The 22,675-nt window shown below is 57.5% G+C and carries 21 protein-coding genes; 13 read left to right on the top strand and 8 right to left on the bottom strand.

Translation table 11 applies throughout. The features are described from left to right. The first annotated feature begins 25 nt into the window (after window positions 1–25). Together ACTF4R_RS16295 and ACTF4R_RS16300 are read left to right on the top strand one after the other, a co-directional pair. On the top strand, window positions 26–2,461 hold the full coding sequence (locus ACTF4R_RS16295; RefSeq protein ID WP_440008906.1) for an MEDS domain-containing protein: 2,436 nt from the start codon (window positions 26–28) through the stop codon (window positions 2,459–2,461). A gap of 362 nt (window positions 2,462–2,823) precedes the next feature. Beyond that, the gene (locus ACTF4R_RS16300; protein ID WP_440008907.1) at window positions 2,824–3,156 is read left to right on the top strand and encodes a DUF7344 domain-containing protein; all 333 of its coding nucleotides are present in this window, start codon (window positions 2,824–2,826) and stop codon (window positions 3,154–3,156) included. 225 nt (window positions 3,157–3,381) lie between these two features. Here the strand turns inward: ACTF4R_RS16300 and ACTF4R_RS16305 are convergent, their stop codons facing one another. Then, window positions 3,382–3,654 (bottom strand): AbrB/MazE/SpoVT family DNA-binding domain-containing protein, encoded by a 273-nt coding sequence (locus ACTF4R_RS16305; RefSeq protein ID WP_440008908.1) that lies wholly within the window; start codon window positions 3,652–3,654, stop codon window positions 3,382–3,384. Window positions 3,655–3,952: 298 nt separating this feature from the next. Between ACTF4R_RS16305 and ACTF4R_RS16310 the strand changes: the two genes are divergently transcribed. Then, a complete protein-coding gene (locus tag ACTF4R_RS16310) occupies window positions 3,953–5,725 on the top strand; it encodes an asparagine synthase-related protein (RefSeq protein WP_440008909.1) in 1,773 nt (590 codons plus the stop codon). Window positions 5,726–5,805: 80 nt separating this feature from the next. Here the strand turns inward: ACTF4R_RS16310 and ACTF4R_RS16315 are convergent, their stop codons facing one another. Next, complete coding sequence (locus ACTF4R_RS16315; RefSeq protein WP_440008910.1) at window positions 5,806–6,342, bottom strand: NUDIX hydrolase; 537 nt, start codon at window positions 6,340–6,342, stop codon at window positions 5,806–5,808. Between the two features lie 458 nt (window positions 6,343–6,800). Here ACTF4R_RS16315 and ACTF4R_RS16320 point away from each other — a divergent pair, with 458 nt between their 5' ends. The 4 genes from ACTF4R_RS16320 to ACTF4R_RS16335 all read left to right on the top strand — a co-directional run bounded on the left by ACTF4R_RS16320 (window position 6,801) and on the right by ACTF4R_RS16335 (window position 9,895). After that, window positions 6,801–7,259, top strand: coding sequence for a MaoC/PaaZ C-terminal domain-containing protein (locus tag ACTF4R_RS16320; RefSeq protein WP_440008911.1), 459 nt, complete (start codon window positions 6,801–6,803; stop codon window positions 7,257–7,259). Then, entirely contained in the window at window positions 7,256–8,884 is a 1,629-nt protein-coding gene (locus ACTF4R_RS16325) for a class I adenylate-forming enzyme family protein (RefSeq protein WP_440008912.1), read from the top strand. Before ACTF4R_RS16320 ends, ACTF4R_RS16325 begins: the two co-directional genes overlap by 4 nt. Window positions 8,885–9,222: 338 nt before the next feature. Further along, complete coding sequence (locus ACTF4R_RS16330) at window positions 9,223–9,378, top strand: DUF7563 family protein (RefSeq protein WP_440008913.1); 156 nt, start codon at window positions 9,223–9,225, stop codon at window positions 9,376–9,378. A 226-nt stretch (window positions 9,379–9,604) separates the two neighbouring features. Beyond that, complete coding sequence (locus ACTF4R_RS16335; RefSeq protein ID WP_440008914.1) at window positions 9,605–9,895, top strand: HalOD1 output domain-containing protein; 291 nt, start codon at window positions 9,605–9,607, stop codon at window positions 9,893–9,895. Between the two features lie 409 nt (window positions 9,896–10,304). On the opposite strand, the gene ACTF4R_RS21200 is transcribed toward ACTF4R_RS16335, so the two are convergent. The 4 genes from ACTF4R_RS21200 to ACTF4R_RS16350 form a co-directional block, all read right to left on the bottom strand. Beyond that, window positions 10,305–10,553, bottom strand: a complete 249-nt coding sequence (locus ACTF4R_RS21200; protein WP_473965271.1) for a DUF8059 family membrane protein — start codon at window positions 10,551–10,553, stop codon at window positions 10,305–10,307. Between the two features lie 15 nt (window positions 10,554–10,568). After that, window positions 10,569–11,201: a DUF5305 domain-containing protein gene (locus tag ACTF4R_RS16340; protein ID WP_440008915.1), complete on the bottom strand. Its 633-nt coding sequence runs from the start codon at window positions 11,199–11,201 to the stop codon at window positions 10,569–10,571. A gap of 99 nt (window positions 11,202–11,300) precedes the next feature. Continuing rightward, window positions 11,301–11,819, bottom strand: a complete 519-nt coding sequence (locus ACTF4R_RS16345) for a DUF7970 domain-containing protein (RefSeq protein WP_440008916.1) — start codon at window positions 11,817–11,819, stop codon at window positions 11,301–11,303. Continuing rightward, window positions 11,816–12,814 (bottom strand): ParA family protein, encoded by a 999-nt coding sequence (locus ACTF4R_RS16350; RefSeq protein ID WP_440008917.1) that lies wholly within the window; start codon window positions 12,812–12,814, stop codon window positions 11,816–11,818. The genes ACTF4R_RS16345 and ACTF4R_RS16350 overlap by 4 nt, the downstream gene beginning before the upstream one ends. A gap of 1,315 nt (window positions 12,815–14,129) precedes the next feature. Here ACTF4R_RS16350 and ACTF4R_RS16355 point away from each other — a divergent pair. Both ACTF4R_RS16355 and ACTF4R_RS16360 read left to right on the top strand, forming a co-directional pair. Continuing rightward, window positions 14,130–14,555, top strand: coding sequence for an EamA family transporter (locus tag ACTF4R_RS16355; protein WP_440008918.1), 426 nt, complete (start codon window positions 14,130–14,132; stop codon window positions 14,553–14,555). A gap of 154 nt (window positions 14,556–14,709) precedes the next feature. Further along, a complete protein-coding gene (locus ACTF4R_RS16360) occupies window positions 14,710–15,867 on the top strand; it encodes a glutathione-independent formaldehyde dehydrogenase (RefSeq protein WP_440009311.1) in 1,158 nt (385 codons plus the stop codon). Window positions 15,868–16,340: 473 nt separating this feature from the next. On the opposite strand, the gene ACTF4R_RS16365 is transcribed toward ACTF4R_RS16360, so the two are convergent. After that, complete coding sequence (locus ACTF4R_RS16365; RefSeq protein ID WP_440008919.1) at window positions 16,341–17,945, bottom strand: BCCT family transporter; 1,605 nt, start codon at window positions 17,943–17,945, stop codon at window positions 16,341–16,343. A gap of 235 nt (window positions 17,946–18,180) precedes the next feature. Here ACTF4R_RS16365 and ACTF4R_RS16370 point away from each other — a divergent pair, with 235 nt between their 5' ends. The 4 genes from ACTF4R_RS16370 to ACTF4R_RS16385 all read left to right on the top strand — a co-directional run bounded on the left by ACTF4R_RS16370 (window position 18,181) and on the right by ACTF4R_RS16385 (window position 21,360). After that, entirely contained in the window at window positions 18,181–18,969 is a 789-nt protein-coding gene (locus tag ACTF4R_RS16370; protein WP_440008920.1) for a hypothetical protein, read from the top strand. A gap of 81 nt (window positions 18,970–19,050) precedes the next feature. Beyond that, the gene (locus tag ACTF4R_RS16375) at window positions 19,051–20,184 is read left to right on the top strand and encodes an aromatic ring-hydroxylating oxygenase subunit alpha (protein WP_440008921.1); all 1,134 of its coding nucleotides are present in this window, start codon (window positions 19,051–19,053) and stop codon (window positions 20,182–20,184) included. 71 nt (window positions 20,185–20,255) lie between these two features. Continuing rightward, entirely contained in the window at window positions 20,256–20,615 is a 360-nt protein-coding gene (locus ACTF4R_RS16380) for a hypothetical protein (RefSeq protein WP_440008922.1), read from the top strand. 358 nt (window positions 20,616–20,973) lie between these two features. Continuing rightward, window positions 20,974–21,360 (top strand): zinc ribbon domain-containing protein, encoded by a 387-nt coding sequence (locus ACTF4R_RS16385; protein WP_440008923.1) that lies wholly within the window; start codon window positions 20,974–20,976, stop codon window positions 21,358–21,360. Here ACTF4R_RS16385 and ACTF4R_RS16390 read toward each other — a convergent pair. Continuing rightward, window positions 21,343–22,590 carry a DUF8073 domain-containing protein gene (locus ACTF4R_RS16390; RefSeq protein WP_473965267.1) on the bottom strand — a complete coding sequence of 416 codons (1,248 nt, stop codon included), beginning with the start codon at window positions 22,588–22,590 and terminating at the stop codon, window positions 21,343–21,345. The two genes, ACTF4R_RS16385 and ACTF4R_RS16390, sit on opposite strands and share 18 nt — an antisense overlap. Between the last annotated feature and the right edge of the window lie 85 nt (window positions 22,591–22,675).

Raw genomic sequence — 22,675 nt, forward strand, 5'->3', positions numbered from 1 at the left:
GCTGCCGGGTCTTTCCTTGTATACGATGACCAACGACCCAGGTCCGAACGTGCCGAGTTCTAATACTCCTCACGCGGCCCGTTCACAGCACATCCCCGGACGTGCTGCTGACCGTTTCGAGTTCGAGCCCAACGTCGAGGAAATCGATCTCCATCACCACATCGCGGTCCTCTACGAGACTCCTCAACAGCAGTTCGCCGCCGTAGTGCCGTTCATCCGCGATGGCCTCGAACGCGGCGACCGATGTATCTATATCTACGATGACAACGACAGAGACGCGGTTGCGGCGGCGATGCGCGAGGCGGGCATCGACGTCGATGCTGCCGTCGCGTCCGGCGATCTCTCGTTTCACTCGAAAGACGATCCTTTCCTGCAGGATGACGAGTTCGATCCGGACGCCACTATCGACTTCGCAACCGAGACCATCCGTGAGGCGACCGAGGAGGACGGCTACGACGCAGTTCGCATAACTGGCGAAATGACGTTTGTGCTCGACGGTGATCACGACATTGACCAGATGATCGAGTACGAACACGCGCTCAACGACGTTTTCGGAACGCAACCCGTTCTCGGCATCTGCCAATACAATGTCACACGTTTCGACCCTGAGATACTTAATCAGATCATCCGCGCCCATCCCAATCTCGTCTACGACGGCACGGTCAGACAAAACTTCTACTACCTCCCGTCCGAGGAAATCGTCGGCGGGGAGCACTCACCCGCTGACCAGTCGGGACCATCGCTGCTCGATCGAGTGACGGCGTACGAGCAGCTCCAACGGCGCGAACAGGGGTTGAGCGCGCTCAGTAACGCGACACAGGAGTTGATGCAGCTCGACGCTGGTGACATCACCGACCGAATCACCGACATCGTCCGGGAGGTGCTTGACGTCACAGTCGCCTGGGTGTGGGTATATGACGAAACGACTGGGGAGCTCGAACTACAGAGCGGCAGTAGCAGGGACTACCAGACCGTCACTACTCTCGCCGACCGTTACGAAGAGCAGGCGTGGCAGGCGTTCGTCACGGGACAAACCGAAGTACTCGACAAACTGTCACCCGACATCAGCATTGACCCATCGCAACCCCAACTCCAGAGCGGGATTATCGTCCCATTTGGCAGGCACGGTGTCTTCTGTGCTGGGTCGAGTCATCCAAACGTTTTCGACGACCCGACGGTCGAGCTGGCGAACACCGTCGGGGCAAACATCGAAACCGCTCTGGACCGCGCCGACCGTGAACGGACGGTAGAAGAGCGGAACGAACAACTAGAACGACTTAACCGTATCAATCAAGTCATCCGGGAGATCGGCGAAGCACTGGTAGAGGCCGATACGCGAGACGATATCGAAGAGATGGTTTGTGAACGGCTCGCGGCAGCCGACCCATATCGATTCGTCTGGATCGGTGAACAAGACGTAGAGACCAATACCATCACATCACGGGCATCGGCAGGCGGCCACGACGGGTATCTCACCAGCGTCACCATCACGACAGATGGGAACGGGCCCACTGGACAAGGGCCAATCAACACGGCGCTGCAAACGCAGACCGTACAACACGTCCAGGATGTACTCGTTGACCCAGCGGTCAAACCGTGGCGAGAAACGACGCTCGCTCATGGCTTCCGCTCGTGTATCAGCATCCCCCTCGTCTACGAACAAACGTCCTACGGCGTTTTAACTCTGTATTCGGACGAACCGAACGGCATCGACGAGATGGAACGAGACGTGCTGGCGGAACTCGGCGAAACTATCGCCCACTCTATCGACGCTGCAGAGACCAGAGAAACGCTGCAGACGGATACCGTCACCGAGCTGACGTTGACAGTGCAGGGGTTGGATGACGTCCTCGGTTCTCTCGCTCGCGAGGTCGGCTGTGAAATCGAGTTTGACGGACTCGTCCAGAACGATGGCCCAGTCCACCACTTCTTTACGACCCAGGACATCGACTCGGATGCGGTGGTAGCAAGTGGTAGCCAGATCGCTGGAATCACTGACATCGAGCTTATCAGCGACGACGAGACTCGCTGCACCTTCGAGGCGACCGTTACCGAGCCGACGCTTGCCTCGCACGTCGTCGACCAGCAGGCTGCCCTCCAGTCGCTCTCGATCACCGACGATACCAGTACGCTCGTCGTCGACCTCCCACCTACTACCGAGGTCCGTAAGTTCGTCGAAACGGTTCGGTCGGTCTACCCCGGAACCGACCTCGTGACGCGCCATACGCGAAACCGGTCTATTGCATCACAGCAGGATTTGCGCGATACGCTCGATGACCGGTTGACTGACCGTCAACGGGAGATTCTGGAAATGGCTTACCTGAGTGGCTTCTTCGAATCTCCACGTACGCGAACCGGTGATGAACTCTCTACGGCACTGGATATCTCTCAGCCGACGTTCGCGCACCACCTTCGAGCGGCCGAGCGGAAACTCTGTGAACTCGTGTTTGAGAATGCGTGAGACCATCCGCTGTCAGACCGCTGGCACTGTTCCACATGCGCTCTCTCACTGGCGTTGTTCCGTTTGCCCGACTGACTCTAGATAGTGAGCCCCTCTTCGAGAGCAGGATTCAGATACTAGAAGTTGCTCTTTTCCAAATAGCACCCACACAGTACAGGTATGATATCCGGGGCTGATGAGAAACAAAAACGGTCGAACTCGCTTCCCACACTCTTTCCTGCTGTATCTGTTCGTTCACCGTCGATCGATCTCTTCTTTGCCCAACTGCATCAGCACGTATGGAACTCACTAGCTGAATGTGGGGATCCCACCACACGGACAGGAACCGTCGGCATCGAGATCAACAGGCGGTCATCCGCGTCATGAGCAGCTTCGACTCCCCGACGCAGACGTCGTTAGAGACGACCTTCGACGTTCTCGCAAACACGTACCGACGCAGACTCCTGATGACACTGCTAGCGCACGATTCACAGGATGGCAGCCTACGGATTCCAGCCGATATCATCGTATCGGACGAGGATATCGATCGACTCACAATCTCCATGACGCACGTACATCTACCAAAACTCGAGGACATGGGGCTCATCGAATGGGACCAGAACACCAACGAAGTACGAAAAGGCCCGAAGTTCGAGGAGATTCAGCCACTGCTGCAGTTGTTAGATAGCCACGCTGACGAATTTCTCGACGGGTAGCGTTGCGATTTCACCGTGGGTGTCCCTGGCGGTCTGTTGGGCGTCGGCGGCCCCCTCATCGCCGTGTCGTTGCGAGTGGCCGCAGACATTCCGATGTTACTCGCCGTGGCTCTTGCACAGTTTCAGTCGGTCTTTCTCGCGGCCGGGGCCACCGCCGGCTACGTCGCCCATCACGCTCATACGTGCGGTAGCGAGGATACCTCACCGTTTACGGCGGGGAGGATGTCACCAGTTAGTCTCCGAGAAGGCGGAATCGTCCTCGTGGCCGGCGAGGTCCTGGGTTTCGGACCCACCACCACCCATCGGCACCGGCTCAAAGTCGTTGAACGCCCCGTAGCGCTGCTTGACGACCTCCACAGAGAGGTTTCCCTCGTCGTCAGTATCCCAGCGGAGTTTGTCGCCCGGTTCGATGTCCAGACGTCGGCGGAGTGACGCCGGAATCGTAACCATTCCCCGGTCACTGACCTTGGTTTCTTCGGGGGCTTCCTCGGTTGTCATACTCGGCAGCACAGGCTCTCGCGTGATGCATGTTGCGCCTCATGTACTCAGCGAAAATCCAGGATTTTTATAGACGGTGCGAGGCGCAAACCCACGGCTTTAGCTGAGTGTGCGCTTGAACAGCGGAATGCTGAACGTGAACGGAGGCTATTCTCCTGCCGTTGCAAACGGTTAGAACGGGAGTTCACGCTGAATCCCACTCCCTCTAGGGGTGGGTAGTTCAAGAGCGACCGTAGATGGACGCTAAATAGTTAGCAACCGATGCATAACAATATAGAATAGTCCTGATTGGGAGACTATGCCCGGAATAACCGGTGGGACGGTCGACAGACGGTCGCTAGAGGCGATGGCGGACTCGATGGTCCACGAGGCCTGGTACGAAACGGACGATGTGATAGGCCGACGGTACGGACTCGCCACCGTCAATCACGGAGAGAAGGACCCGAATGGCCACACCGTCTGGAGTGCCGGGAGACGGAGTGGCGTCCTCCATGGCGTCATTTCGAACCGGAAGGAGCTCGGAATGAGCACCGGCGAGATCTTTCAGGCGGTGCTTGACCGACCCAACACTATCCTGCCGCGGCTTGCCGGCCCGTTCGTGCTCGCCTGCGCCGACCAGCGGGGATCGCTCGTCGTCGCTACCGACAAGTTGGCGACCCGGCCGTGTTACTACGCGGCAGATGGCGGCTTCCTGTTCGGAACGGAACTGAAGGCGCTCTTGACGCGACTTCGGGACGTCCAGCTGAACATACAGGCAGTCAGTGACCTCCTGTTGACGGGGTCGGTGATGGGACGAAAGACGCTTCTCGCAGAAATCCAGTCGCTCGAGCCGGGAAGCTACATTCAATACAGCGACGGAGTGGTGTCGCGGGACCGGTACTGGACGCCGGCATTCGGAACCGCTCCGGAAGAGGGATACGTCGAGCGGACCGTCGACCGTTACCGCGAGAGCGTCGCGAACGTAGTCGACACGGTTGATGGCGACCTCGGACTTTGGCTCTCCAGTGGGCTCGACAGCAGAACCATGGCGTCGGTCATCGCCGACGAGGTCGATTCGTTCACCGCGTTCACGTACGGATCACACTGGGGGAAGGACTGTGCGGGCGCGGAACAGGTCGCCGATATCCTCGACGTTCCGCACCACGTGAGCGAGTACACGCCTGAAGGCTGCGTCGACGCGATAGAGAACGGCGTCGAACTCGTGGACGGGATGAACCAGTGGTCGTATTACGTGAACCTTCCCGCGGCGACGTCCGATGTCCCGTCGAACGCTGACGTTCTCTTCGAGGCTTGCGCGCAAGGGGAGTTCTTCGGCGAAAACTACTTCTCCTTCCGATGGGATTCTCCCACCGAGACGCTGTACGACCTGAAACGCCAGCTATCGGCACAGGACGTGCAGGCGTTGCTGACCGAGGATGTCGACCCGAAGCGGTCGTTCGAGACGTTGCTGGAACGAAGCGCACAGCGGGACGGTAAATCGAGGCTACTCGACGTCAACTGGCAGCTGTACGCGAACGGGCACTTCCGCGGCAACAAGCTCTACCGAAGCAAGGCCGGAACGAGAGTTCCGTTCTCGCACGGGCCGTTGCTCGACCACCTCGCCAAGCTACCGGTGCAGGCGTATCAGCGACCCACTGTGCCGCTGATAGAGAGCGACATCCCCTACGGAATATCGCCGCTGAAGCTGCAGGTCATGCGCGCCGTTGGCGGTGACGTCAATCGGATTCCGTACGACAGGACGGGATTCGCACCCGCCACGTCGAACATCGCACACGCTATCGGGTTCACGACCAAACAGGCGAAGAAACGGCTACTCGGCGCGCGCGATACCATGCAGGGCAAGTGGTATCGCGACCACCCCGAGATGAGATCGTTCCTCGACGAGTTGCTCGATGCGGCCTGCGACCGCCAACTGTTCGACGGCGATGTCGTCCGGGACTACCAACGAGCGCACCTCGACGGTGAGACGGACAACATCACGGCGATTTCGGCCATCACGACCCTCGAGTACTGGAGACAGACGCAGCTCGAACAGCAGGACACGGCGAAGGTCACGGTCACGGCGAAGTGACCGCCGGGACAAATTATCGCCAGTAGGTACGGCATTTCCTTTTTGTGCTTCCACTGATGCCGCTTCCCGGTGGTTGAATCCTAATTCAACGCCGCCTTTGCGTTTTCGAGCCACCACTGAAGATTCTTGTACGCGCTCGGCCAACTCGTGAGCAATCGGTCGTCAGCGGCCTTGAGTGCTTCAGGCGTCCAGTATCGAGCTGCAGCCACTTCGTGAGCAGCCTGAGGCTTCCCGTTGACATTCGCCGCGTCGACAGCGTACGCGAGATACGTCTTATGGATTGTTCCGAACTTCGGGAACGTTCTGGCATCGAACAGCACGAGGTCGTCGGGATCAACTGACACCGTTGTCTCTTCGTTGAGTTCGCGTGCGGCTGTCTCGTCGGGGTGTTCACCGGCCTCAACCATGCCACCTGGTGTTCCCCACAGATTGCGGTCCGGGACGTTCACTTTTACGAGCAAGAGTGATTGTCCATCGACCACTGCGAGCCGCGCTGTCGGAATCGGGTTGTGAAAAACATTGTCGTCACAGGACTTGCAGTAGTAGTAGGTTGGTGGGTCAACTGGTGAGAGACGGTCTCCACAGCGCGGACAGAAATCCGGCGGTTCGTTGACCATAAGAGGGAATGCACGACGAACAGGTTAATTCTATCCGACCCCAACAAGTGCTAACTGGGGTGGGAGATAGCAAGACCAATGCGTCGCTCGAAATCACCTCGTCGAAGCCGGACTACTCGTGGATGTGACGCATTTTGGAACCCACTGTTCACTGAGACTGCCCTCGGAGACTTTCCCAGTCTTCGACTGAAGCAGAGCGTTGTTGTCGCACACTGTTTTCCCGTCACTTTGCGCCAAGATGAATTAATGTTCTAGTTGAGTGTCGGGGCGTGCCATGCTCGCCGTCCCCGACGCTACCGCCAAAACGTACGTCCGCTCGGAGCGTGGACCACTTCGTACCCACGCTCTCTCGCGAACCACCCGACTAGAAGAGAAACTACGACGAGGCTGAGCGCTTATCCTCAACAGATTACTGGTGCACATAGATTTATCAGTGCTGAAAGGGATGTATCGCGACTATGGGTGATGCTCTGCTCGCAGGATTCTATGATGAAATCGATGTGGGTGAAACGGCGACGACGATTGGTCGGACGCTCACCGAAAGCGATGTAACGAACTACGCGAACGCCACGGGTTGCTGGTTACCGATTCATACTGACCGCGAGTTCGCTGCAGAAACCACGTATGGAGAACGTGTTGTGCAAGGAACGTTCCTGCTCGGGTTGGCAGAGGGCTTGCTATACTCGAACGAACCGACTGGCATTCGCGCAAACGCGGGCATGGACAACATCCGCTTTCACAATCCTGTCTTCATCGGTGACACAGTCCACTTCGAAGCAGAGGTCCTCGAGAAGACCGACCGTGGCGACAGCGCCGGCATCGTAACGCTCGGAATCGAAGGGAAGAACCAGGACGACCAGACGGTCGTCGAATATCAGACGAACCTCCTGATGCAGACCTCGAATACAGAATCATGACTACTTACGACCACGACTATCAGACGGACGAACCGCATACGGGACTGTTCCACTGGTATCTCGAACACCGAGCGGTAACACGTCCCGACGAACAGGCCTACACCTACTCACCGCTTGGACTCGTCAACGCCACCGACGAGACAGCAACATGGAGTGAGTTGAACGAAGAAGCTGGCCAGCTCGCGGCCGACCTCGCCAATGAAGGTGTCGACCCAGGCGATTTCATCGCGACGCTGTTCCCGCCATCCCCACACTACGCAGTGACGTACTTCGCGGCCGCAAAACTCGGCGCGACACTCGTCCCGCTTGACCTCCGGGGGACGCCGACCGAACACCAGTACGTTCTCGATGCTACCTCACCGGCGGCATTCATCGGCGCCAGACAGTTCCGGGAGACGAACTTCGAGGCCATCCTCGACGACGTCACGGCGTTCAGCGATATCGAGACGACGTACTGGCTTGCTGAGGGCTACCGCGAGAGTCTCCCCGATCAGAGCGAGTATCAGTGGACGATCGTCGACAGCGACGGCACGGTCGACCGTTCGACGACTGCTGGCTGTACAGACCCTGATACCGCGTTGCTTGTCGTGTTTACGAGTGGGACGACGGGCGACCCGAAAGGTGCCGTACTCACCCATCGTAACGTCGTCTTCCAGGGAACCGCTATTTCGTCGGTCTGGGACGTCTCCGAGGACGATACGGTGCTCGTCCATCTCCCGATGGATCACGTCGGCGGGTCGACGGAACTGATGGGGAGTGCTATCGTCGGCGGCTCCGAACTCGTCTTCCTCGACGCATTCGATCCAAGTGCCGCACTCGCTCAAATCGAGGCTCACGACGTCTCAATTCTTGGGAACGTTCCGGCGATGTGGGGGATGCTCTTCAACGACGAGAACTATGCGGAGACCGACCTGTCGAGTCTTCGCGTCGGCATCGTCGCTGGCCAGGCCCCCTCCGAGGACATCCTCCGTGGGATGGCCGAGGCGGCCGACACGGCAGTCACCGGCTGGGGCCTTACGGAAACAGGCGGGTTCGTGACCCTCACCGGTCTTGAAACGCCGGTCGAAGAGATGCTCGAGACGGTTGGACGGCCATTCCCTGGCTTCGACGTCCGGCCAATTGACGACGATGGATCGTTTCTCTCGGCTGGTGAAACGGGGGAACTCGTCGTGCGTGGCGATGGCGTGATGGAACGCTTCCTCGCGGACGAACACAACGAGGATGCGTTCGTTGCTGAGGAGTGGGCGCGGACAGGCGACCTCGGCTCGCTGGACGACGACGGACGGGTGCGACTCCGTGGCCGGAAGAAGAACATGTACATCTCCGGCGGGTACAACGTGTATCCGCCAGAAATCGAAGACACCCTCACAGACCATCCCGACGTCGCCCAAGCGATGGTCATCGGAGTACAAGACGACGAATGGGGTGAAGCAGGGCACGCATTCGTTCTTGCACGCCCAGGGAGTGAACTTGACAGCGACAGGCTTGACGAATTCGTCGACGACCACCTTGCCGACTACAAATGCCCGGTCGACTACACGATCGAGTCAGAACTTCCGCTTACGTCTCTCGGGAAGATCGACCGACAAGCACTCCTCGAAAACTATGATTTAAACCCCGTCTAACCATTGACATCCTCCTCGCCCTAAAAGGCGAGGATTCCCCGAAGGGGATATTCAGGTTGCGCGTTACTGGTTCGCCACGTTACTGACGCGTCGAGCAGTATCAAGCGTGCTTATTGTTTCCACCATTTGGTCCATACTAACTGTTGACGCACCATAGCAGTAGTCACTCCAAATACCAACTTTACATTTGTCGATACCGTAGCTTCTGGCAACACTCGTCCACTTTTCAATCAAGGGTGAGTAGTTTTCTTATAGGTAAATATCATATAACCACTCAACAACCGTAGTTGGCCGTAATTGCCACAAGACATTTGATAGTTTGATTACCTGTCGGCTATATGCCAGAGTGCCAGAACTGCGGTTCGTTTGTTACCGCCCGGTATGCCCGTGTGTTCACGCCTCCAGATGTTGAGCGTCCCCGTGTCTGTCCTTCCTGCAATGACAAAGTCCGTGACGGCGCAGACATCCGTGAGACACGAGCTCCGCGCTCCTGATCGGCTGTTCTCGTGTTTCAGCTGCACAGTCAACTGAAACCCGGCCTCGCTGAGGTGCCGGTGTACTGCCTGCGGGAAAATTCAGCAGCGGTTGAGAAGACTCTTGTAGTTGTTTAGAAGTGCAGTTGGTTTCAGATTTGCTAGTTCTTTTTGTAGTTGGTAAGTGTCGGGTGCAAACGTCTGACAGGGATTAATGTATTATAAGTAATCAATACAGGAGATAGTAATGTCAGGAAGTTGTACAACAGCGGCCACAGCTCAAACGTACCGAGCCCACTGCGATACGTCGAATCACGAGTCGATCTGCACCACCATCTGTAACACAATCGCTACAGCCGAAAATAGCGACGTCGAGGACCTTGATTTCGTCCTGTACGATCACTTCGACCCTGATGCCATCCAAACACTGACTGCCAACAGTCCTTCGACAGCGAACTGGGAATTCACCATCACCATTGACCACTATCATATCACCATCCACAACGACGGCGAGATAATCGTCGAAATCCACGAGTAGGAGATATCCGCTCTACAGCCCGTTCGCGTTCAATCATTTGAACATCTCTCGGGAAACCCATCGGGCGAGGCTCCGAGAGAGACCCTTCGGATTGAGTTCTCTCCTTCTCCCTTCTATTTAAAGAAAGGTTCACGGCTAGAGCCGTGAGTAGCTTACGAGCGCTTCCACAGCACGACAGCAACGAGCAGTGCACCACTAAGGAGGGCTAATTTCCGACTCATACGGCATATAAACATCAATACGATAACACATAAAGGTTGTATTCTACTATGATGGTATGTCATCTTGTTGAATTGAGACAGCTTCAGCGATTGCGAGGCAAAAGCCGGGGAGAATGTAGATTATATACCGTCGACAACTCTTGGTGCTGAGGACGCAGGAATACTAGGCGATGGGGGAGAGAATGTCGTCAGTCGTCTACTGGGTGACTGACAGTCGGGTCACCGTCAGTCCGATCGCTTAGTTGTAATGTTGTCTTCGACATCAGGCTGAACGGGAGGGTTACGAGAGTGAGGCTAAAGAAGAAAGTAGTAGCCAGGGTGAGGAAGAGCCCTGGTTCGTTAGCAAACAAGATGATACTTGAGAGTCCCCACTGGCCAGTGATGAAGAGGACGATGACCAGTGTTTCAAGCGTGTCTACTATGTTGAGAGTGGGTATGACGAAGCATGATGATTACAAGGAAAGAGAGGAGACTGAGATGACTGCACTGTCGGTATCGATGGCGAAGTCAACCAAGTCTTGGAGGCTTGCCGCCTCCGCTTCCGGCCCGTCCAGCGTTTCGTCGGGCAAGCGAATAGCGGTAATCCACTCGTCGAAGTCACTCCTGTCGTCGTTGTACGCGAGACGGTCTCGCTCGGCGTCAGACAGCGAAACGGCGTCTCGACCATGCACAACAATCAGCATGGCAAGAGCGCTCAGACTGGCGAAAAGTAGTAGCGGGCCGCCGATGGCGTGCAATGGTCCGGACGCTGCTGGCACCTGAACGACGCGTGTGTTCTCATGTTCGTTCGTGACGGGGCCGTTCCACGACACTTGGTACGTACCTGTTCCGAGTCGGATCGGGATCTGATACTGTTGTGTTCGGTCGACCGGTTGTCCGTTGACGGTTCCGCTCAGGTGGACGGTGACGTTGACGAACGTCTCGACTTGGCCAGCGGACGCGCCTAACTCGCTCTGAATCTCCGAGCTTTGATTGGCTACCTGGGGGATGTTGATGGCGACTGGGACAGAAACGGTGTCGCCGGGCTGGACGTTCGTGGCGTTTTTCTTTTTGAGGGACTGGGTGGATTGCCAGTGGGTGGTCACCAAGGACACGGTCTATCCACAGCAGTTCCTATATCACGATGTGGTTTACAGGCTAGTTTTGATAGCGTTGAGAGTATGTGGAAGAACGCAGGGAAAGTACTAGCCAATAACGCCGTATCCTTCGTCACGCATCAGTTCAGCAACGGCCTCTGGGTTCTGAAATGCAAATAGTAGTGCTGCCTCTCGAGCATCCGTCTTTGCGACCTCATCGACATCGAGCTCGTTCGCAAGTTGGTCGCGGAACGATGGTTCGTCGCTGGCCACTTGACTCCTGACGTGGAGTTCGATCCGCTTGTCTCTCTCATCTCCGACCTTGCTACGGCGAACGTAGTAGGGATATTGCTCCGACGCTGAATCCCCAGCTGGCTCTGACCCCGACTTATTATCTGATTCAGTGGAAGCTTGCTGTCCTGCAGTCGTTCTCGACTGCTCAGTCTGGTCTCCCGACGTCTCTTTCGACGATTTCTCCCTGCTTGAGGGAGTCGTGTCCATCCCTCCTTCGTCCTCGACGTCGTTCTGGTCCTGATCTGGGTCCGCTGTTTCGTTTGGCTCGTCAGTATCGTCGTCTCCACCTCCAAAGTCAAGGTCGCCGGACCCGGACTTGAACGACCCCGTCACGCCTCAGTCACCTCCATTTCCTCCCGATTGCGGAGATCGAAGGTTCTGGTATCCCAATCGTCAATATCGAGTTCGAGCACCGGATCGATGTCGACGTCGAAGGTATCGGTCGCGACAAACGCTGCAAGCTGATAGAGCTCCGTGAGTGTCTCGACTTCCCGGTCTCGAACATCGCGAACACCGGGCTTGCTGCCTCCTCCGCTGCCATCGTCGTCGATTGTTTTCCAGCGCTCCTCGATGACTTTGAACGCCGACCCGCGGGCTTCCCACATATCGTCCATCATGCTTTCACGGTCGCCGATGACGACCGGAGTATCGAACGCGTCGCTATTTTCGAAACGGCGTAGATACTGTCGGTGGGCGTTCGTCCGACGGACGCCCGACGGAACAACGCATGAAAGGCCGATGCCGATATCGAGGTCGGTCTGCATATTCCCGACGAGGTCTTCGAGGCCGTCGAGACTCAGACTACCTTTGCCAGCCGGTTTTACGGGCGCAACGAGCGTCCGCATCGCGTAGATAGCGTTGTACAGTAGATCTTCGGCCCGGGCGTTCGGGTCGATGAGGATGGCGTCGTATTCTTCGTTGAGACTCTGTCTTTCCCATAGAAGCTTGTAGAGGAGTTCGTAACGAGGGTACTCGCCCTCGCTGATGTTCTTCATCCCTGTTTCGTAGGAGATCTTCTGCTCGAGGTTCGACGTGAAATCTCCAAGCATGTCGTGGCTTGGCACGACGTCGACGCCTTCGTCGCTCGTCTCGATGAGGTTCTCGAAGGGTCCGTCAGGCATCTCCAGGATATGCTTGACGAGATTGTCCGCTTCGGAGTCGCTGCGGTGTTCTCCGAGATCGAAGAGGCTTGTCAAATTGCCTTCCTGCGGATCGAGGTCGATAGCCAGCACATCGAGGCCCATTCGTTCTAACGCTACAGCCAGATTGGCGGTGAGCGTCGTTTTATACGTTCCACCAGATTCTGAATAAACGACGACGGTTATCATCTTGATTGTCTGTACCTGGCCCCTATTACATAAATCTGCGTCAGACATCTATTACAGACGCCTGTTACAGACACCTATTACAGGCGTCTGCAGCACTAGTCTGCCCTGGTTGTGTGTGATGAATCCCTGTACTAACTGTATGTACGGATAGGCTGTACCCCATCTCCAACCAGTTTGTCTGTACCACCTTTCCATACCGGATATCCGGGACTGTTATCTATGACATGAATCTGTAGCGTCTATCTGTGACAGTAATCTGTAATCGATAGATGTAGTGGATTGCTGTAGTATCTGCCACAGATGTCTGTGAAGAGCTGTAGAGAGATGTGATTTCTGTAGCAGAAATCTGTAATAGAGACTCCAGCGGAATATCTGTAACGAATATCTGTAATAGGTTATCGGAGAAGGAGGGTTGGCTCGCTCGGATTCTGGACCAGTCGTGAGGAGATGAGGCTGGTTGAGATTCAAGTAACGTCTGGAATCTAATTCGACCGTATTGCTTGCCAAACAGGTGTATCGATGAGGAACCGTATCCTCGATTCGGAGTGACGTCGCGGAAGACCTGTTCCCCTCGTTGATCTCCAGTGTGCAATAGTTGTCATTCACTTCTTGCAACTGGAGTGAACTCAGGACATGGATTCGTATTAACACCCCCATCACCCCATTCCCCGTACTAGTTCACCAGGTGGAGGCTCACACTCCATCAACTGTATCTCGCTATATGAACGAGGATGTTGAAAGGGTGAGACTACTGCCGAATAGAGCGGCCAGAATGCATGATTACAGTCGAGAAGTGGAAACAGGAGTCTCCAAATTAGCGTCACTCGGCCAAGTCATATAGATTTTTCAACTGGTGTCGGCGTCAACCGACGATAGAAATATGCTACCGCTCGGAATCAGGGCTTTCAACGCTACTACAGGGGTTCTACCCGATGCCCGTCGGGCTTCAAGCAACGTGTCCTCGGCGGTCACATCGGCGACTGCTCGTGTTCGCCTGTCAACTCAAATTTGAATATTCGGCCTTGTTTAGACGCGGAACAACAGCCTATTTATTTAGCCAATGACGCCGCGAATCAGCTACTCAGTTAAAGTGCGACCGTAACGAGACAACATCTATCGGATTCCGATGGTGCTCCTGAGTCTGTGTCAAACTGAGACGCAAATTGGCCGAGAAGAATTGTTCAGGTTCCTCGCACATATCAACATACCCAGTGTATGAATGCCCTAAGTACACTCATACTTTAGCAGCGAGTGTTTAAACACCAGTCATAATGAGCATGGGTTTTCTTTAAATGGCGATACGAGATCATCATTGATGGGATTTACTGAAATGGATTCAGGGATTTTGTTCGGCTTGATTACAATGACGTCATGGGGGATTTGGATAATCTTAGGCAACGCTGCGTCGGAGTCCATCGATCCGAGGACTGCCGCCGCGATCTCGTATCTCGTAGCGGGTCTTCTTGCACTTGGATTTATCGTCGTTTCAGATGCATCGCTCGCCGTTACTGCGAGAGGAGGGCTGCTTGCTGGCGCGGCTGGATTGTTCACTGGAACCGGCCTCATTTCGATGTACATCGGATTCTCCCGAGGGTCAACGACAATGGTCTCTACTCTCGGTGCCATGTACTTCGTCGTAGCGGCCATCATCGGGATGGTCGTTCTCGGAGACGATGTTACGATAGCAAAAGTTACTGGAATCGCGTTCGCAGGTCTCAGTATCGTGTTAATCACTCGATAGATTGGCTTTATGTGATGGTCGCCCGTGAGTCGGTACTGACTATATCACACATTTTATACACCTGTATAAATATATTATTTTATGTATTTTGTGTTTCGTCCAAAGCGATAAGTGGCAGGGAGGGCACCGGTAAGTGGGTTGTTTCCACATGGGAATGAACGCCGTTGTTTATCAAGGCCCCCACGACGTCGGGGTCGAAGAAGTAGAAGAACCGGAGATCGAACATCCAAACGACGTGGTCATAGACATCACGACGACAGCAATCTGTGGGTCGGATCTCCACATGTACGAAGGCCGGACGAACGCAGAACCGGGCATCGTCTTCGGCCACGAGAACATGGGGACAGTCGAAGAAGTCGGCGAAGCCGTCTCCACCCTGGAGGAGGGCGACCGCGTCGTCGCACCGTTCAACGTCGCCTGTGGGTTCTGTGAAAACTGCGAAGAAGGGTACACCGGATTCTGTACGAACGTCAACCCAGGATTCGCGGGCGGTGCCTACGGGTACGTTGCGATGGGGCCCTACCAGGGCGGGCAAGCCGAGAAGCTCCGAATTCCGTACGCGGATTTCAACGCCCTGAAGCTCCCGCCCGGTGACGAACACGAAGACGCGTTTGCACTCCTGGCGGACATCTTCCCGACCGGATGGCACGGACTCGAACTAGCGAATTTCGAACCTGGCGATTCGGTCGCCATCTACGGAGCAGGCCCTGTCGGCCTGATGGCTGCCTACAGTGCTAAAATACGGGGGGCCTCCGAAATCTACGTTGTCGACCGCGTCGAAAGCCGTCTCGACCTCGCGGAAGAGCACTGTGACGCCACGCCTATCGACTTCGAGGAGGCAGATCCGGTCGAACAGATCAAGGACATACACGGCGGCGGTGTCGACAAAGGTGTCGACGCTGTCGGCTATCAAGCCGTCGACCCCGACAAGGAAGCCGACGACGCCTACGACCCGGCCCGCGAGAATCCGGCCATCGTCCTCAACAATCTCATCCGGACGGTCAGGCCGACCGGCGAACTCGGAATCCCTGGCCTGTACGTCCCGGAGGACCCCGGCGCTCCGGACGAGTCCGCCGCACAGGGACGGCTCGGCATAGACTTCGGCCTCCTGTTCGAGAAGGGACAGCGACTCGGAACCGGCCAGTGTAACGTCAAGGAGTACAACCGGGAACTTCGAGACCTCATCGTCGAAGGACGTGCCGACCCGAGCTGGATCGTCTCTCACCGCGTCGATCTGGAGGAAGCTCCGGAGATGTACGAGCGATTCGATAATCGCGAGGAAGGCGTCACCAAGGTACTCCTGGAGCCGTGACATCCTCTCCACCCTGGAGGTAAGGGTTTCTCCAGGCACTTCCGTACCGATCGTATTCGAGCAGACACAGGGGTCCTACCGTCTCGTTCTCGGGTATTTCCGGCAACCAGTCTCACGCAACCCGAACGGTTATGACTGTCACCACGGTACGTTGTTGTATGTGCCAGTATTGTAGCTTTAATTTCCACGATGGGTGGACAGCGCTCTTGGAGTACGACGACGTCTACCAGACGGCTACCGGCTCGAGCGACGCTACCCACGGGTTCCACGAATCGTGGTCGGACCTCCGTGAAGAGGTTTACAAAAAGGAGTAGACTCCTCGGGTCGGTCGGAATTCGGGACGCTGGAGGCGTCTCGAACCGCATGGTTCGCTGTCCTTGTTTCTGGCAAATCGCGATTAGAGTCGACGTATCTGGAGAGAGGACCCCGAATGGGGATCGTCGAACGAGCCAAAGATAGTCGCTACAGTGGCTTCAGTCGTCGTCTGCGTTCGCGGTTAACGTCGACGACCGATCACCACTCGCGGTCGAAGGTTGGTCGGCGTCCGTCTCTAGTACTGGCCTGAGGCGCTGGAACTCGAGGCACATACCGACGATGGCGACGACGCCGATGACGGCGAACGGACCGCCAGTGATAATGGCGGAGGAGCGCAGCGCATCGATACCCCCACCGACGATGAGTAGCGACGCTAAACCGCCCATCAGCCCGCCCCAGAGTACGCGGTTGACGGTGGAGGGGTGCTCTTTGCCGCCGGTCGTGAGCATGCCGAGTGCCAGCGTCGAGGAGTCCGCGGAGGTGACGAAGAACGTCATCACGAGTAACATGAATACCAGTGACAGCAGCGAACCCAACGGTAGATTGGCGAACAGCGGGAAACCAGAGACGGCAACGCCCTGGTTCGAGATCGCCTGTAGCATCGGCGCAGCGCCGGTGCGTTCGAGATAGATGGCCGTCCCACCCATGGTCAGAAACCACGGTACTGTGGCGACAGTCGCACCGACCAGGGCCGTCGCGGTTACCTGACGGATGGTTCTGCCACGGGAGATGCGCGCAACGAACAACCCGCCAAACGGTGCCCACGAGAACACCCACGCCCAGTAAAACACCGTCCAGTTACCGACCCATTCGCCGGTACCCGTGGCGTTCGTATAGAGGCTCATCCAGAGGAACTCGTTCATGTACTTGCCGACGGCTTGTAGCCCGGTGTTCATGATGTAGTTCGTCGGCCCGAGCAGAAACGTCGCGAGACACAGCAGCGCGAAGGTGTACATGTTGAACAGCGAAATCTTCCGGATACCTCGCTTGACGCCGAGGACGACCGAGATAGTGAATCCGATGGTCATTCCCGTGATAACGAGGATGGTGCCGCCGTCGCCGAGAGTCACGCCGTAGTTGTATTCGAGGCCGGAGAGGAACTGGCTGCCGACGAATCCGAGCGTGGTCGCGATACCGCCGATGGTCGCGAACACGGCCAGGATGTCGACGACTTTCGCCAGTGTGTTATCTAGATTATCGATCCCGAGGAACGGCGCGAGCAGCGTCGAGACGCGCATCGGTGCGTCCCGCCGGTGTGCGTAGAACGCGATCGGGAGTGCGATGACGAGGAACGGGACCCAGTACGAAATCCCCCAGTGAAACAGCGTGTACTGGATTGCACCAACTGCAGCAGACTGGGACTGCGATTCCGCACCGACGAGCGGGGGGACGGTGTCGTAGTGGAAGATCGCCTCGGCCGGTCCCCAGAAGACGATACCCGCGGCGATGCCCGCCGAGAACATCATGGAGAAGAACGCGGAGGTGCTGAACTCCGGCGATTCGTCCGGCCCGCCGAGTTTGATATCGCCCCAGGGTCCGAGCATCAACCACAGCGAGAACGCGACCATGAGGAACATCGAGAACACGTACACCCACATGAATTCGGTCCAGAGGTACTCGTTGACCGCTCCCATCGCTTCCGCCGACGCTTCGGGATTGAGGAAGAAGACGACGATCGCGATCAGTGATACGCCGAATCCAACGGTGAACACACCGGTATCTAACTCTTCGAGGAAACCCTCGACGGTTTTCCCAACTCGCATATGCCCTTTACTCACACGTACCACTGGTGAACGTTGGTGGGGCATATACAGTCCCTTTATGAGTCGGGCGAGGGGGCAACGTCAGGCCTGGTTTCTGGAGTGATTCGCGGATGACGGCGACGACGGCTGTTCGCGACGGTGATAGCCGTCTCTGCTACGTCGGTCGCCGGTATTCGTACCCGCGTCGACGCTCGATTTGCCTATCTATTTCACTCGTTAGACGCGAGAAGCCCGTATGGACGACCGAAAACAGGCCACGTTCGGATCCGACGGAGAGTTGCGGACCGACGACACGACCAACGAGGGAGGCGACGAGGAGGAAGCGGCGACGAACGACTTCGGCGACGAACGCGGCGAGAACGAGACGAAGTCCGGGGCGAACCGGTATGCCGTCTCCAGTCTGCTCCAGAAGGCGGTCAGACGCTCTGACGAGGAGACCGCAGCGTGGGCCGCCTGGGAACTCGTGCGGTCGGGCTACGCGTGGAACTTCTGGGATCGAGTCAACCTGTACGTCGTCGAGGACCTGCGCGCCGGTCACGAAGTAGTGCTCACGATCAGTCGCTACGAGGAACTGGCGCGCGAGCGCTGGTCGGAGGACTCCTGGCGGGGGCGACTGTGTGCGGTGCACGCCGCGCTGGCAGCGGCCAGGGCGCCCTCCTCGCGCGAGTCCGCACACGCGGACGATTACTTCGACGAACTCTCGACCGAACGAGCCACCGCACGCGAGGAGGGTCGGGAACCGCGCTTCGACCACCCGGCCGACGACCTCGAACCGGGCGGGAAGTACGACGTCGCGTTCGACCAGCACACGTACGAGGGAAAGAAGCGCGGCCGCGGCGGCGCCTTCTTCAGGACTCACGGAGCCCGGGTCGGCCCCGAACAGGAACCGGAACTGAGTCGCCGGTGGCGACTCCGGAGTATGAAGCTGGAGAGTCGTGACTACACGGACGAGCAACTGGCTCGCGCCGTCGCACCGGTCGACGACGAGAACAGATGGTCGGGTGACGGAGATCGCGATGAGTGACCGCCCTCTAGGGGTATCTTATATGAATGTTAAATATGAATGGTGAACCGTTTTTGTGTAGTGGGCGTTGGATGTGAGTGTATGTCACAGTGGGATCAGTCCGAAGTCCAATCCGTGAGCGCGGACATAACGGACAAATCGAACGCGCTGCCAGCCGAATACTTCACCGACCCGGACGTCTTCGAGATGGAGAAAGAGAAGGTGTTCGGGCAGTACTGGATTTACGCCGGTCACTCGAACTGCATCTCGGAGCCCGGGGAGTTCTTCACCCGGACGGTCGGCGGACGGCAACTGATCATCGTCCGGGACCACGACGGCGACGTCAAGGCGTTTGACAACGTCTGCGCGCACCGTGGGTCGAAAATGGTCGAGGACACGCCGATGACCGACCCCGGGAACGCGAAGCGCATCAAGTGCCCGTATCATCTCTGGACGTACGACCTCGACGGTAACCTCCAGAGTACGCCGAAGAGCTTCGAGGAGGCCACTCTCAACCCGGATCTCGAAGACGAGGAGGTGCACGAGTTCGATTCCAAGGAGAACGGATTGAACGACGTCCACGTCGACACCATCGGCCCGTTCATCTTCGTCAACTTGGACGACGACCCGATGCCGCTCGAAGAGCAGGCTGGGTCGATGAAGGAGGATCTGGAAGCGTTACCGCTCAGCGAGTACGAACACGCTCGCCGGATCGTCTCGGAAGTCGAGTGCAACTGGAAGGTGTTCAGTAGCAACTACTCCGAGTGCGACCACTGCCAGGCGAACCACCAAGACTGGGTCAAGGGCCTCCAACTCGCCGAGTCGGAACTCGAGGTCAACGACTACCACTGGATACTTCACTACACCCACAAAGAGGACGTCGACGACGAGATGCGGATTCACGACGAGCACGAGGCCCAGTTCTACTACTTCTGGCCGAACTTCACGGTCAACATGTACGGGACCGCCGACGGCTACGGAACCTACATCATCGACCCCATCGACAAGGGACGCTTCCAACTCATCGCCGACTACTACTTCAAGGACGCCGACCTCTCCGAAGAGGACGAGGAGTTCATCCGGACGAGTCGGCAGCTCCAGGAGGAGGACTTCGAACTGGTCGAGCGCCAGTGGCAGGGCCTGAAGACCGGCGCGCTCGCACAGGCACAGCTCGGGCCGAACGAACACACCGTCCATCGGTTCCACCAGCTCGCACAGGAAGCGTACAATTCGTAGTAGCGCGATAGAACGACTCCACGGTCTCCCCCAGAAACGCAGGCATCGTTTTCACACGAATCACACCAATCATGACCCACCAAACACAGGCGTTCTACGCCGTTTCTTGCCCGGAGTGTGACGTCCAGATAGAAACCGACACTCCGAACGAAATCGTAGAAATGTATCGGAGGCACAGCAGCGTCACCGGCCACGACGTCGAGATAGAGCAGGCCGAAACGAGCTTCGCGGACGACATCGACGGTGACGAGATCGAACCAGTCATCAGACAACTGCAGGAGCAGTACCGAAACGGCGTCCCCATCGGCGTCGTCGCGGCGGTGATGAACGATCGCGGTCTGTCGCTCGCAGCGACCCTAGACGAAATCCACGAACGACGGATGGACGGCGGACTGTACGAACCACAGGACGACCACCTCGCCGTGGTCTGACGGTCGACGCTTTTCTCTCGTTTTCACGCGGCACAGCGCGGAAGCCATCCCTTTACTGGTGGGGGAAGCACGTCAGCTCTACGGCACAGTCCACCGACACCAGCGGGGCCGACTCCTGTGGGGCAGAACTACAACTTCCGCGGGTGTCGGAGCCTCCACGACAAAGGCACTCGCCCCGCGAAACGGGCCCCAGCGTAACTGTCGGGGCGAGAAAGCCGCTTCGTATTGGACCGCCGACACCCCACTTCTCGACGCATCGTGGAGGAAGCCCGAAAATACGACTGCTCGTATGCCACCGTCGAAGACGTGATTCGAGTTCGAGAGCTGGGGAACTTACGAACCGTCGTGAAAACGCCAGATGGACAACTGGGCGTTCCGAGAGTTGCAGGAGATGTTGGCCTGGAAGGACACCGAATATGGAGTTCGTGTCGAGGACGTGAATCCTGCGTCCTCCTCGCAACCCTGCTCGAAGTGCGGGCAGCAGTCGAGTACGAACCGTGGTTCGGACGGCTGGTTCGAGTACAACGAATGTAGGTGCGAGATGGATGGCGACTACAACGCTTCCAAGAACATCGGGAAACGCCCGTTAGCTTCACCCGAGGGCGAACGTCCCCTGAGGTTGGGCGACGGTCATCTCGGCCTCAAGAGCGGGACGCTGAACCTGAACGGCGATTACGTACGACGCTCTGTCGGCAGAAGGGGGAGTTCTACGCTCACGTCCACCGCTTTAGCCGTGGGTAGATGACGGCGTATCCGTGACGCTCTGGCGGATACGATCGGCGATTTCGGCCCGCGAGATTCTGCGGTTGCCCCGCTCCGACAGTCGGGCGACGACGAGGTCCAGCAGGTTCAAGCGCTCCAGCAGTTGCTGCGCCTGGTCCCGTTCGATGTCCAGTTTGCGCTTGACCTCGTGTAGCGTTCGCGAAGATTCGACTGCGTCGGCCAGTTGCTGAACAGTCAGCCCGTCCGGGAGTCCGATCCCGTCGGCGACGACCGGCCGGTTGGCGATATCCTCGACAGGGTCGTCTACGCCCATCTCCATCCCTGCCGCCGTTTCGTCCGGCCGTCGGTCGACGGGGGACGAATCGGAGTCCGTCTCCGTCGCTTCTGCGGCGTTCTCGTCCGGCGACAACGAGTCGTCACGATCGTCTCGCTCCGGTGGGGCGACGTCCTCGTCGTCGGAACCGGAGACGGTATCGTAGGAACTCGGTTCGTGTACGTCCGCTTCGGTCATGTAGCGCCGCACCGTCTCTGCCGCCACGTCCATCTCGATGACGTCGGCCATCTCGACGAACGTGTCGCAGGATTCGTAGATCTTTCGCAGGTATTCGGTATCTTCGTACGGCGGGAGGTCCTCGTTTCGCGCCGCCTCCACCTCGCGCTCCTGCTCCGTCCGCTCCTCGATGGCGGTGTCCCGTCCGGACTCCCGGTGGACGTCCTCCGTTCGTTCGTCCGCCGATTCTTCGACGACGTCCGTTCGCTCGTCCGATTCCGTGGAGTCACCGCCCTCGTTTCGCTGCGTCGCTCCTCTCTCTGCGGTCCGTGGTCGTCTCGTCCGGTCATCTGCGGCGACCGACACCACGGACGTTACGAGAATCGTCCCGTCTTCGACACGAGCGCTCTCTCCTTCGACTGACACTCGGTCGTCGTCGATTCGGTCCGCCGTCGGAAGCGTCGACGCCGGAAAGTCGACCTGCAGTCCACCGTCATCCTGAATCCGCGCCATCGTCGGAGACGGGTCGTCCACCGCTTCGCCGCTTAGTGCCGAACACAACGGAACGGCGATATCGACGGTCGCGCGCAGCTCCTCGTTTGACTCGGACTCGTCGGGGCGGGCCGCCTCTACGCGCTGTATCTCAGCGTGCGCCGATTCGTAGCACTCGAGTGCTTGAGATAGTCTATCAAACGAGGTGCTGATTCCCATGGTAACTATCTGCTTCCAACCTGCCCCTTGGAGAGCATATAGGTACATCATGAATCATCCACATATTCAAATACCCCCTTCTTCCGACACGAGTCCTGCGCGACAGCGAGATGTCCTGTTCCAGCACCCGGGCCCA

This window comes from Halomicrococcus pelagicus (assembly GCF_051917725.1).
In the GTDB taxonomy this organism is placed as follows: Archaea; Halobacteriota; Halobacteria; order Halobacteriales; family Haladaptataceae; genus Halomicrococcus.